This is a genomic window from Sphingomonas sp. CCH5-D11 (assembly GCF_001557395.1).
GTDB lineage: Bacteria > Pseudomonadota > Alphaproteobacteria > Sphingomonadales > Sphingomonadaceae > Sphingomonas.
The window spans coordinates 1-12475 of sequence record NZ_LSKH01000314.1; the positions used below are offsets into that span (position 1 = coordinate 1).

Genomic DNA, 12475 nt, shown 5'->3' on the forward strand with positions numbered 1-12475 from the left:
GGCGACGAAGGCTCGCCCAACGGGTGAGCCTGTCGTCGTCATGGCGGCCGTGACGGGGCCGCACGGCATCGCCGGCGAAGTGAAGCTGAAGCTCTTCGCCGACGATGTTGCGGCTTTCACCTCTTTCAACGGCGGCGCGCTGACGTTGCGGTCCCTGCGCGGCAACATCGCGCGGTTTGCCGAGGTTTCGGATCGCAATGCGGCCGAAGCTCTGCGCGGCACCCAGCTGGTGGTGCCGCGATCCGCTTTGCCTCCGCTGGAGGAGGGCGAATATTACCATGCAGATCTGATTGGACTGCCGGCTTCATCCGAGACGGGCACACCGCTGGGGCATATCGTCGGGGTGGAGAATTTCGGGGCGGGCGACGTGATCGAGATCGAGCGTCCCAACGGGAAACGCTTCATGGTGCCCATGAACGAGCGCGCTGTTCCCGAATGGAGCGGCGAGCGCCTGGTTGTGGCCGAGGCATTCGCCGCCGACTGATCGGATCCGGCCGGACCCCTTGGCGATCTCCGGGGCTTTCAAACTAGCGTCGGAGCGGCTGTCGCTCGTTCAACTCATTACGGATCGTCGTGGCGGCAACGCCTGCTTGACCCATGGCATGGCTGATCTGGTCCAGCCCGCGCACCACATCGCCTGCCGCATACAGGCCCGGCAGCGTCGTGCGCTGATGTTCGTCGGTGACGATGCAGCCATCGTCCGTTCCCCGGGCGCCCGCCGCCAATGCCAGGTCGGATCGGATCTGGGAGCCTAAAGCGGGATAGACGCTGTCGAACGCGAGCCGCCCGGCCGCGGTATCCAGCGCCAGCTTATCATCTTCGATCGCATAGCCTCCGCAAGGGCCGTCGATGCGGGACACGCCGGCGCGGTCGAGCGCGGCGGCGCAATCCTTGTCGAGCATATGTTCTGCGTCGGGCGCGATCAGCGTCACGTCCTTGGAATAGCCGCGCAGGAACAGAGCCTCGCGCATCCCGTGAGTGCCTGTGCCGATCACGCCGACACGCTTGTCGGTGATCTCATATCCGTCGCAGATCGGACAATAGCGCAGCAGGCCTTGTTCAAGCGCGCTGTCATGAAGCGCGTGATCCATGTCGGGACGGTTGTTCACCACGCCCGTGGCCAGCAGGACGGTTCTCGCGCGGACTTCATGATCGGCGCTGCGAACAAGAAAAACATCATCCTGCGGCTCGATCGCGGTGGCGGTTGCAGACTGGCTCCGGACGCCGAACGACGCCGCCTGGGTCCGCATTCGCGCCAGCAATTCCTTGCCGCTGATGCCATCGGGAAAGCCCGCATGATTGTGCGTGCACGGGATCAGGGAAGCGCGGCTCGATCCATTGTCGAACAGCAGGATGTCGAGGTGAAACCGGGCGAGATAGATGGCCGCCGTCAGCCCGGCGGGGCCGCCCCCGATGATGATGCAATCGTGCATGGGCAGCGGAGCGATCGAGGGCGCAGGTGGTTCCATGACCGAAACGGAACTGGCGGGCGGCAATGCCCTTGAGGGGTTCCAGAGGCCCGCCGCGCTTCCAAGGCGCTGCTGTCCGGAACGCGGCTGGGCCGAGAAGCGCGACCGGCCATAGTTGACGGGCGAAAGGCGGGCGGTAACGCTTGGTCCTGCTTTCAACGGGGGTTGATCATGATCCGTGCGCTATCTGCTGCCTTGCTGCTCGCCTCGCCGACCGTTGCTACCGCCCAGGCAGTTGACCAGGCGCCAGCAGCGCAAGCCGCCGCGCCTGATGTCACGGCGTTGGAGCCGCAGCTCACCAGCATCTTCGATGCCTGGATGAAGCAATCCCACGTTCCTGGCCTTGTCTATGGCGTGGTCAAGGATGGCAGGCTCGTCATCGTCCGTGGGCTGGGCGTGCAGGACGTCGCCACCAAGCGGCCGGTGACGGCGGACAGCCTGTTCCGCATCGCCTCCATGTCCAAGGCGTTCACCGCCATGGCAATCCTGAAGCTGCGCGATGAGGATCGGCTGTCGCTGAGCGCACCGGCCGAACGCTACGTGCCCGAAATGCGCGGCTGGAGCTATCCCAGCGCGGACAGCCGCCGCATCCGGGTGGAGGATCTGCTGCATCACACCGCCGGCTTCGTGGAAGACAATCCCTGGGGTGATCGGCAGCAGCCGCTGTCCGAACCGGCGTTCACGGCCATGCTGAAGGCCGGCGTGCCGTTCGCTCAGACCCCCGGACAGCGGATGGAATATTCCAACTTCGGCTATGCCACGCTCGGCCGCATCGTCAGCAACGTCTCAGGCCTGCGCTACCAGGATTATATCCGACGAGAGATCATGGCGCCGCTGGGCATGACCGTGACGGGATATGATGTGCTGAATGGGCCGCAGGAGCGGCGCGCGCTCGGCTATCGCTGGCAGGATGACGCCTGGGTGCGCGAGCCCGACATGGCGGATGGCGCTTTCGGGGCGATGGGCGGCGTGCAGACGACCGCCAATGATTATTGGCGCTGGGTTTCGTTCCTGCTGTCCGCCTGGCCAGCGCGTGACAGCGCCGATGCGGGGCCGGTGAAGCGTGCCACCGTTCGCGAGATTGTCGAAGGATCCAATTTCGTCAGCACGGTGGAACGGCCAAGCGCTTCGGGGCAGATGTGCCGCGTCGCCACGGCTTATGCCATGGGCTGGTCCGTGGTGAACGATTGCGAGGTGGGTCGTATCGTGACGCACAGCGGCGGCTATCCGGGCTATGGCTCCATTGTGATGATGCTGCCCGACGCCGGTGTCGGCGTCTTCGCCTTCGCCAATCGCACCTATGCCGGGCCGAGCCGACCGGCTGCACAGGCGCTCCATGCGCTTCGCCAGGCCGGGCTGGCGGACGAGCGGCCGGTGCCCGTGTCAGCGGATCTGGCGCGCGCCTATGACCTTGCCCGAACTGTGTGGAAGAGCAGCGATCCGGCCCGCGCGCCGCTGGCGAACAATGTGCTGCTCGATCGGGATCTCAAACGCCGCCGTACGGACATTGCGGACCTGAAGCGCAAGGTCGGCGCCTGCCGCACAGACGCCCCGATCACGGCCATTTCGGCGATGGAAGGGCATTTCACCTGGACCTGCGCGAGCGGCAATGTCGCTGGCCGGGTGCAGCGTGCGCCAACTCCGGCCTTGAGCCTTCAGGTTCTGAGCTTTACCGCCGCCAACCCGTGACCTTTTCTGCCACCGTTCTGACGCTCTACCCCGAGATGTTTCCCGGGCCGCTGGGCCATGCCATCGCCGGTCGTGCCCTGTCGGAGGGGCGCTGGTCGGTGGAGGCCGTCAACATTCGCGACTTCGCCACCGACCGGCACCGGACGGTGGATGATACGCCGGCCGGGGGAGGCGCGGGCATGGTGTTGCGCGTCGACGTGCTCGCCGCCGCGCTGGACGCGCAGGGGGAGGGCAGGCCGGTGCTGGCGATGACGCCGCGTGGCAAGCCATTGACCCAGGCGCGGGTTAGAGAGCTTGCGGCGGGGCCGGGCGCCGTGATCCTGTGTGGCCGGTTCGAGGGCTTTGACGAGCGGCTGTTCGATGGGCGCGACATCGAGGAGGTGTCGATCGGCGACTATGTGCTGTCCGGCGGCGAGACGGCGGCGCTGGTGCTTCTTGACGCTTGCGTCAGGCTGCTTCCCGGCGTAATGGGCGCGGCTTCAAGCGGAGTCGAGGAAAGCCACGAAAGCGGCCTTCTGGAATATCCGCATTATACCCGACCTCAGGAATGGGAAGGGCGCACGATTCCTGAAGTGCTGCGATCGGGGGATCATGCGAAAATCGCCGCCTGGCGCCAGCGCCGGGCGGAGGAAGATACACGGCTACGGCGGCCGGACCTGTGGGAGCGCCATGTCGGCGCTCGGGTCAACCGCCCTCTGGCGCGCGGCGACGAACAGGAATGAAGTCATGAACCTGATTCAGCAGCTCGAAGCCGAGCAGATTGCCAAGCTGACCGCGAACAAGAAGATTCCGGAGTTCCGCCCGGGTGACACGCTCAAGGTTGGCGTGAAGGTCGTCGAAGGCGAGCGCACCCGCGTCCAGAACTACGAAGGCGTGTGCATCGCGCGTTCGAACAAGGGCATGGGTTCGTCGTTCACCGTTCGCAAGATCTCGTTCGGTGAGGGTGTGGAGCGCGTCTTCCCGCTGTATTCGCCCAACGTCGATTCGATCGAGGTGGTGCGCAAGGGCGCCGTGCGTCGCGCGAAGCTCTATTACCTGCGCGGTCGTACCGGCAAGTCGGCACGTATCGCCGAGCGTCGCGACAACCGTCCGGCCGCTGCCGCCGCGGAGTAATCCGCCGGAGCGAGCAGATGAAAGGGCGTCGGTGGGTTCCACCGGCGCCCTTTTTCTTGCCCGCCGGTCGGGCCGCTTCCGGCGTCATCAGCATATACAAATGACGCAGGGCGTCAGGCGCGCCTGCCGTGTGCAGGTGCACCGCCTTGCAGGTCAGCGCCGCCACGCACGATTTCCACGATGCGATCGCCTAGTTGGACCGCGGCGGCCTCCGGCTGGTCGAAGCCGATGCACAGGCCATTGCGGAACATGCGAACGCCAAGGCCAGTGGAAAGGCCGGTGAGCGGCCGACCCACGTCTTCCGGCGTGGCATCGCGCTCATGCAGCGCAACGCGGCCGTAGGCGGCGGCAAGATCGGTTAGATATTCGGCGACGTGCGGGCCGTTCGAGGATCCCGCCAGCAACAGCCCGGCGAAACTTGCCGGATTGATCACCACATCCGCGCCAGCCTGTCGGGCGAGTGGCTCATTGTCGTCCGACCGGATCACCGCGCTGATCCGCACGCTTTCCGAAAGGCGGCGTGCCGTCAGCACGATCAGGATCGTCGTGTCGTCCCGGCCCGCCGACACCATCAACGTCGCCGCCTGGTCGATCCGAGCGATCTGCAAGGTCGCATCCCGCGTAGCATCGCCGTCCAGCACCACCGCCCCGCATTCCTCGGCATGTGCCAGCGCCCGTTCGTCACGATCGATCACGACGATGCTGGAGGAATCCACCTCGCGCCGGATGAGTTCGCGAAGCGCTTCGTTGCCGCTGGTGCCATAGCCGGCGATCACGACATGGCCGCTCAATTGCCGCTGAATCACCTTCATGCGCCACCTCTGCCACGTGCGTCGCAACAGGAAATCATAAGCGGTCCCCAGGAAAATCAACCACACGAACAGGCGAATGGGCGTGACGACGAAGGTGTCGAACAGCCGTGCGCTGTCGGTAACCGGAACGATATCGCCGTAGCCCACCGTCGTGACGGTGATCATGGTAAAATACAGAACGTCCGTGAAGCTGATCGCACCGTCAATATTGTCCCGCAGACCGTCGCGATCGAGCCAGTGGCCGCCCAGCGCAACGCTGATCAGCGATAGCGCCAACAGCACCCGCAGCCCCAGGCTGGCCCATTCGGGCAGGGCGCTGCGGCGCCTCAGGTGCAGATCCTTGACGTGCTTGTTCAGACGCATCGCCGCGACCTAAGCGCGCAACGCGTGCAAAGTCGAGGCCCCGGAGAGGCCGATGGTTCAGGGGCGTTGAGACGTGCCACGAGGTTTGGAGGCGGATCGGACACTCGGCGCGGGAATGGCTGGACCGATATGAAGCGGCTTGGCTTTTGCTCTTCCCGGGCGGCCGGGCTAACCCGCCGGTTCGAAGCAGTTGGGAAGAGTGAATGCGCATATGGATGGCGGCGATCGGAGCCGGGCTGACGATCTGGGCGGGCACCGCAATGGCTAAGTCGACGACGCCACCGGAGAAGCTGACGCTTCAGCGTGTTTTCGCCAGCCCCGATCTCGGCGGCGGCCAGCCGCAGGCGCTGCGCCTTTCCCCGGATGGTACGTTGCTGACGTCGGTGCGCCCGCGTGATGATGAGCGCAACCGCTTCGATCTGTGGGCGATGGACACCCGAACCGGGCAGTCCCGGATGCTGGTGGATTCGCGAAAGGTCGGCAGCGGTGCTGAGCTTTCCGAGGCGGAAAAGATGCAGCGGGAGCGCGATCGCTCGAAGACCGGCAAAACGGGCATTCTGGACTACGACTGGGCACCGGACGGCAAATCGATCCTGGTGCCGGTGGATGGCGAACTGTTCGTCGCCACGCTCGACGGCAATGTTCAACGGCTGGAGGGAAGCCGGGGCGCGCTGAACCCCGTCGTATCTCCGCGTGGCCGCTACGTCAGCTTCGTGCGCGACCAGAACCTGTGGGTCCGCCCGGCGGGCGCCGGCGCGGCACGCCAGCTGACCAGTGAAGGCAGCGGCACCGTCCATTTCGGCGAGGCCGAGTTCGTCGCCCAGGAGGAGATGCATCGGCGGACGGGTTATTGGTGGTCGCCTGACGATCGTCTGATCGCGGTCGAACGGTTCGACGAGGCGCCGGTGCGTGTCTTCACGCGCGCGTCGATCGGCGCCACCGGCACGAGCATTTACGAGCAGAAGTATCCGGCGGCGGGCACGCCCAACGTGCTGGTGGACCTGTTCATCATGAAGCCGGATGGGTCCGGCAAGGTGAAGGTGGATCTCGGCGCGGATCGCGACATCTATCTCGCGCGCGTTGATTGGTTGCCGGATGGTTCGGCGCTGCTGGTCCAGCGCCAATCGCGCGATCAGCGCACGCTCGATATGCTTCGAGTGGACCCGGCGACGGGCAAGTCTACCGTGCTGTTCAGCGAACGCGCTGGCGAGAGAAGCTGGATCAACCTGTCGGACGCCTATCGCGCGCTGAAAGACGGCAGCCTCGTCTGGCGTTCCGAGCGCGACGGGTACGGGCATCTCTACCGCTGGAAGGCGGGCGCCTGGACCCAGCTGACCAAGGGTGCATGGGTGGTCGATTCGCTGGTCTCGGTGAATGAGGCGGAAGGCCGGCTGTTCTTCACGGCAAATCGCGATGGGGTGCTCGAACGGCACCTTTACGCGCTGGACCTCTCGCGTCCGGGCGAGATCACCCGGGTGACCGAGGCAGGCTGGTCGCTGAGCGGGGCGTCAGGCGACGACACGGGAACCCGCTTTATCATCAGTCGCTCGAGCCCCACCCAGCCGAAGCAGACGTTCCTGGCTGACGCGAATGGCAAGCGGATCGCCTGGGTGAACGAGAATGCCGTGAGCGGCGATCACCCTTATGCGCCGTATCTTGCCAGTCATCGCCCGACCGAGTTCGGGACGATCAAGGCGGCCGATGGCACGCCGCTCCACTGGCAGATGATTACGCCTGTGCTGGAGAAGGGCAGGCGCTATCCGGTGTTCTTCATGCATTATGGCGGCCCCGGCAGCCAGGACGTGTGGCGCGACTGGCCGGGCAACATGCCGCTGCGCCAGTTCCTGGTGCAGCAGGGCTGGATCGTCTTCCAGATCGACAATCGCGGTTCAGACAATCGCGGCAAGGCGTTCGAGGATGCGATCTGGCATGCGATGGGGACGGTGGAGGTGGATGATCAGCTCGCTGGCGCGGCCTACCTCAAATCGCTTCCGTTCGTGGATGCGGACAAGATCGCGATCTACGGCTGGTCTTACGGCGGCTATCTCACGCTGAAGATGATGGAGGCGCATCCGGGGGTGTTCGCCGCCGGCATTTCGGGCGCGCCGGTCACCGATTGGTCATTGTACGACACGCATTACACCGAGCGGTACATGGGCGATCCGACGCGCGACGCGGCCGCCTATCGGGCTGCAAGCGCGCTTGAGACGGCCGAGCGGATCAGCGATCCACTGCTGCTGATGCACGGCATGGCCGACGACAATGTCTTTCTGGACAATGCGACTGCCTTTGCTGCCCGGATGCAGGCCGCCAACCGGCCGTTCGAAATGATGCTGTACCCCGGGAAGGCGCATGGCGCGGTGCGCGACATTCATCCGTGGACGACGATGCTCGCCTTCCTTGATCGCCACGTGACGAAAAATGACGTAAAGTAAAGCTTTGTTGGCACTTTGTTTCGCGCGGCGCTAAGGGCCGCGCGGTTACGAGTTGAAGGACTGGTTTATGGGTTACCGGGTGGTGGTTGCTGGGGCGACGGGCAATGTCGGGCGCGAGATGATCAACATCCTCGCCGAGCGCGAGTTTCCGGCCGATGAAATCGCCGTGCTCGCCTCTTCGCGCTCGGTTGGCGACCAGATCGAATATGGCGAGACCGGCCAGATGCTGACGGTCAAGAACATCGAGCATTTCGATCCGGCCGGCTGGGACTTTGCGCTGTTCGCGATCGGAAGCGAGGCGACCAAGGTCTATGCGCCGAAGTTCGCCGCGGCCGGATGCACGGTGATCGACAATTCCTCGCTGTATCGCATGGATCCGGACGTGCCGCTGATCGTGCCGGAAGTGAACCCGGGCGACATCGACGGTTATACCAAGAAGAACATCATCGCGAACCCGAACTGTTCGACGGCGCAGATGGTGGTGGCGCTGAAGCCGCTGCATGATGTCGCCAAGATCAAGCGCGTCGTGGTGGCGACTTACCAGTCGGTTTCGGGGGCCGGCAAGCAGGGCATGGACGAACTGTTCGAGCAGAGCCGGAACATCTTCGTCGGTGATCAGGCCGAAGCAAAGAAGTTCACCAAGCAGATTGCCTTCAACGTGATCCCGCACATCGACAGCTTCCTGGAGGATGGCTCCACCAAGGAAGAGTGGAAGATGGTGGTGGAAACCAAGAAGATCCTCGACCCCAAGGTGAAGGTGACCGCAACCTGCGTTCGCGTTCCGGTGTTCGTCGGCCATTCGGAAGCCATCAACATCGAATTCGAGAATGAGATCTCGGCTGAGGAGGCGCAGAAGATCCTGCGCGAGGCGCCCGGCGTGATGCTGGTCGATAAGCGCGAGGACGGCGGCTATGTCACGCCGGTGGAGTGCGTCGGCGATTATGCGACCTTCATCAGCCGCGTGCGCGAGGATTCGACGGTCGATAACGGCCTGTCGCTCTGGTGCGTGAGCGACAATTTGCGCAAAGGCGCTGCGCTGAACGCGGTGCAGATCGCCGAGCTTCTCGGGCGGCGGCACCTGAAGAAGGCGGCCTGACGCTCCTACGCGCTTAAATCAAAGTGAACGGGGGCGCCTCCATCCAGAGGCGCCCCCGTTTTCATTGTGACACAGGGTGCGGAAGAGCGCCTGCTCCCACCTATTCGCTGTGCACCACCTCGATCTTGCCCTTCGGCTTCTGCAACAGCAGCACTAGGGGGATCGCGCCGAACGATATCCAGCTCATCAAATAGAAATCGTCGAGATAGGCGATCATTGCCGCCTGCTTGTTCACCATGCCGTCGACCATGGACATAGCGGCGTCAGACAGCGAGCCGAAACCACTCAGCCGCGCCACGTCAAAGCCGGCGATGGCGTTTCGTGTGACATGCTGCGCCAAGTCTGCGTGGCTGATCTGGGTGTTGCGGGCGAGCAGCACGGTGACCATGGAGATGCCGGCCGACTGGCCGATCGAGCGGAACAGGTTCAGCAGGCTCGAGCCGTCGGTGCGGTAGCGCCCATCCAGCGTGGCAAAGGCGAGCGCGTTCAGCGGCATGAAGACCAGCCCCATGCCAAGCCCCTGAACGAAGCCCGCCGTGATCACCGGCCAGAAATCCTGCTCCAGCGAAAACTGGGACATCTGGCGCAGCGAAACGCCGAAGATCACCAGTCCCACCATGATGACGATGCGGGTATCGACCTTGCCCATCATCTGCCCCGCCAGCCACATGGTGGCCAGCACGCCCACGCCGCGGGGCGCCATCATCACGCCCGTGTCGATCACCGGATAGCCGAACAGGTTCTGCAGCATCGGCGGCAGAAGCGCCATCGGCGCCATGGTCGAGATCCCGACCACCAGCATGAAGAACAGTCCGGTGACGAGATTGCGATTGTGAAAGAGCGCACGGTCGAACAGCGGCTTCTTTGCGGTGGCGAAGTGGAAGACCGCCATCCAGGTAAACGCCACGGTGGCGAGCGCCTCGATGATCACTTCCCAACTGTCGAACCAATCCTCGCTCTGTCCGCGATCCAGCATCAGCTGAAACGCCGCGACCGCCACGCCGAGATAGACGAAGCCGGCGAAGTCGAACGACCTGACCGCCTTGGGACGGCTGGGCAGGAGGAACCACAGGATCGCGAAGGTGAGGGCGCCCACCGGCACGTTGACGTAGAAGACCCAGCGCCAATTATAGCTTTCCGTCAGCCATCCGCCGAGCACCGGACCCATGATCGGGCCGACCATTACGCCCATGCCCCAGACGCTCATCGCCTTGGCCGCCTTGTCCGGCGGATTGATGTCCAGCATCGAGGTCTGCGACAGCGGGTTGATGAAGGCCGCGAAGATCCCCTGAAACACGCGGAAGATCACCATCTCTTCCAGGCTGGTCGCGATGCCGCAGAGCATGGAGGCGACGATGAACCCGCCAACGGCAATGAGGAAGAGATTGCGGCTCCCCAGCCGGTCGGAGAGCCAGCCAGTGGCGGGCAGCGCGATCGCCGTTGCCACGATATAGCTTGTCAGCACCCAGGTGACGGTGTCGACCGTCGCGCCGAGGCTGGTCATCATGTGCGGCAGCGCCACGTTGGCGATCGTGGTGTCCAGGATCTGCATGATCATGGCGCCCATGATGCCGACGGTCAGCAAGCCGCGGTGATTGGTCTCCAGCAATGGCTTGCCGGCAGCGGGAGGGCCTGCCGCCGCTGCACCGGCTCGCGGCGCGGAAGCCGGCGCCGCCTGCGAGGCCATCTCAATGTGCTCCGGTGTCGATGCTGACGTCGGTCGAAAGGCCCGCGATCATCGCGCGCGGCGGCGTGCCGTCGATCGCGATGCGCACGGGAACGCGCTGCGTCACCTTCACCCAATTGCCATTCGCATTCTGTGCCGGAAGCACGGAAAACTCGCTGCCCGTGCCGGCGCCGATCGATTGTACCCGGCCGGTAACCTTCAGGTCGGGATAGGCGTCGAAACCCAGCTCGGCGGGCTGGCCGACGCGCATGTGATCGAGATCCGTTTCCTTGAAATTGGCCTCGACCCAGGTCTGATCGCTGACCACGAGGCTGAGGGCAGGCACCCCGGACGGAGTGATGTTTCCGACCTGCAGCCGGCTTGTCTGACTGACAACACCGTCAGCCGGTGCGCGAACGGTGGTCCGCTGAAGGTTGAGTTCTGCCTGCGCGCGCTTGGCCAAGGCCACCTGAATGGCGGCGGGCTGGCCGGAGCCTCCCCCGGAGCCGACCTGCTGCTGTGCCCGAGCGGCTGCCGCCTGACCGGTCGCGATCTTCGCCCGCGCGGCGGCGACATCCTGCGTGGCCGCGTCGAGGCTGGCGCGGGTGGTGAAGCCACGCTTCATCAATTCGTTCTGCCGCTGATACGTCGCCTCCGCCAAGGTAAGCTCGGCACGTGCGCTCGCGATGTCGGCCGCGGCGCTGCCGCTGTCAGTGGCCATGGTGGCGACCTGAACCCGCGCCGAGGCGAGATCCGCATTCGCCTGTGCCAGGGCGATCCGGTAAGGCTCCGGATCGATCCGGAACAGGATATCGCCAGCCTTGACGCGCTGGTTCTCCTTGACGTTCACCGCCACGATGCGCCCGGACACGTCAGGGCTGATTGAAATCACATCCTGCCGCACATAGGCGTTGTCGGTAGAAATGTAGCGGCCTGCGGTGAGATAGAAATAGCCGGCGACCACAGCGATCAGCAGCGGCACGCCGAACATGAGCACGGGGCGGATCAGCCCGCGACGTTTGGCGGAGGGCTCCACCACGGGCGTGCCCATGGCGACCTGCGCCTCGGCGCCCGGCTTCGGATCGGCATCAGCCATGGGCGACCTCCCGAGTTTCGCTGGCGGAAAGATTGTGGCGAATACGGTTGAGTAGCTCTGTCATCGTGTCGATCTGTGTTTCTGAAATTTCCAAAAGGGCCTGCGACATCAGCTCATCGGCAGTTTCGTGCAGTTCCTCGAGCACCGGGCCGGCTTTCTCGGTAAGGAACAATTGCCAGGCACGGCGGTCGTTGGGATCGCGCCGCCGCTCGACGAGGCCGCTTTCCTGCATGCGATCGATGAGCCGACACAAGGTGATCGGTTCCACCTCGAGCAGATCGGCGAGATTGCCCTGGTTGATCCCTTCATTCCTGCTGATGGCCAGCAGTGCCTTCCACTGGGCGCGTGTGGCGCCATGCTGCCGCGCCCGCTCATCAAAGCGCTTGCGCAGCATTCGCGCCGTGTCGCTGAGCAGGAAGCCAAACGTGTCTGTCATGTGCGCACACATAATAAGCAGGCTTATATAATGAAAGTGTTGTCGCACAGTGCCGGGTTAAATAGCCGTGCAGCAGACCTGAGCCTCAGGCGTTGGTCCTGCCGAGGAGCCGGTGAATGACGCTGATGACGGGAGGCTGCCAGTGCGGGCGTGTCCGCTATGCAGCCGAGATCGAGAGTGACGACGCCTACCTATGCCATTGCCGCATGTGTCAGCGGGCGACCGGCGGCGTCTCCATCGCATATGTGAACGTGCCGGCGGGCAAGTTGCGATGGGAGAGTGGCCCCGACTGGTATCGCT

The 12475-nt window shown here is 64.4% G+C and carries 12 protein-coding genes; 7 read left to right on the forward strand and 5 right to left on the reverse strand.

The window, feature by feature from the left end:
- A partial coding sequence (gene rimM, locus AX702_RS19650; RefSeq protein ID WP_066782085.1) for a ribosome maturation factor RimM occupies positions 1-484 on the forward strand: 484 nt, incomplete at its 5' end.
- A gap of 43 nt (positions 485-527) precedes the next feature.
- On the opposite strand, the gene AX702_RS19655 is transcribed toward rimM, so the two are convergent.
- Positions 528-1433 carry an NAD(P)/FAD-dependent oxidoreductase gene (locus AX702_RS19655; RefSeq protein ID WP_066782078.1) on the reverse strand — a complete coding sequence of 302 codons (906 nt, stop codon included), beginning with the start codon at positions 1431-1433 and terminating at the stop codon, positions 528-530.
- A 207-nt stretch (positions 1434-1640) separates the two neighbouring features.
- On the opposite strand from AX702_RS19655, the gene AX702_RS19660 reads away from it, so the two are divergent.
- From AX702_RS19660 to rplS, 3 genes are read left to right on the forward strand one after another with little or no spacing between them, the layout of a single operon-like run.
- Positions 1641-3158 (forward strand): serine hydrolase domain-containing protein, encoded by a 1518-nt coding sequence (locus AX702_RS19660; protein ID WP_066782086.1) that lies wholly within the window; start codon positions 1641-1643, stop codon positions 3156-3158.
- Positions 3155-3880: a tRNA (guanosine(37)-N1)-methyltransferase TrmD gene (gene trmD, locus AX702_RS19665; protein ID WP_066782079.1), complete on the forward strand. Its 726-nt coding sequence runs from the start codon at positions 3155-3157 to the stop codon at positions 3878-3880. Before AX702_RS19660 ends, trmD begins: the two co-directional genes overlap by 4 nt.
- Before the next feature lie 4 nt (positions 3881-3884).
- Positions 3885-4271: a 50S ribosomal protein L19 gene (gene rplS, locus AX702_RS19670; protein ID WP_066782080.1), complete on the forward strand. Its 387-nt coding sequence runs from the start codon at positions 3885-3887 to the stop codon at positions 4269-4271.
- Between the two features lie 113 nt (positions 4272-4384).
- Here rplS and AX702_RS19675 read toward each other — a convergent pair whose 3' ends face one another.
- Positions 4385-5446 (reverse strand): potassium channel family protein, encoded by a 1062-nt coding sequence (locus tag AX702_RS19675; protein ID WP_066782081.1) that lies wholly within the window; start codon positions 5444-5446, stop codon positions 4385-4387.
- Between the two features lie 203 nt (positions 5447-5649).
- Here AX702_RS19675 and AX702_RS19680 point away from each other — a divergent pair, with 203 nt between their 5' ends.
- Both AX702_RS19680 and AX702_RS19685 read left to right on the forward strand, forming a co-directional pair.
- A complete protein-coding gene (locus AX702_RS19680) occupies positions 5650-7881 on the forward strand; it encodes a S9 family peptidase (protein ID WP_066782082.1) in 2232 nt (743 codons plus the stop codon).
- 67 nt (positions 7882-7948) lie between these two features.
- Positions 7949-8977, forward strand: coding sequence for an aspartate-semialdehyde dehydrogenase (locus AX702_RS19685; protein WP_066782087.1), 1029 nt, complete (start codon positions 7949-7951; stop codon positions 8975-8977).
- A gap of 100 nt (positions 8978-9077) precedes the next feature.
- Here the strand turns inward: AX702_RS19685 and AX702_RS19690 are convergent, their stop codons facing one another.
- The 3 genes from AX702_RS19690 to AX702_RS19700 are packed head-to-tail and all read right to left on the reverse strand — an operon-like array spanning position 9078 to position 12187.
- Complete coding sequence (locus AX702_RS19690; protein ID WP_082746381.1) at positions 9078-10664, reverse strand: DHA2 family efflux MFS transporter permease subunit; 1587 nt, start codon at positions 10662-10664, stop codon at positions 9078-9080.
- 1 nt (position 10665) lies between these two features.
- A complete protein-coding gene (locus AX702_RS19695) occupies positions 10666-11739 on the reverse strand; it encodes an HlyD family secretion protein (RefSeq protein ID WP_066782083.1) in 1074 nt (357 codons plus the stop codon).
- Entirely contained in the window at positions 11732-12187 is a 456-nt protein-coding gene (locus AX702_RS19700; RefSeq protein ID WP_093063581.1) for a MarR family winged helix-turn-helix transcriptional regulator, read from the reverse strand. The genes AX702_RS19695 and AX702_RS19700 overlap by 8 nt, the downstream gene beginning before the upstream one ends.
- A 104-nt stretch (positions 12188-12291) precedes the next feature.
- Between AX702_RS19700 and AX702_RS21865 the strand changes: the two genes are divergently transcribed.
- Positions 12292-12475 (forward strand): GFA family protein (locus AX702_RS21865; protein ID WP_231731962.1); only part of this gene is annotated, 184 nt, incomplete at its 3' end.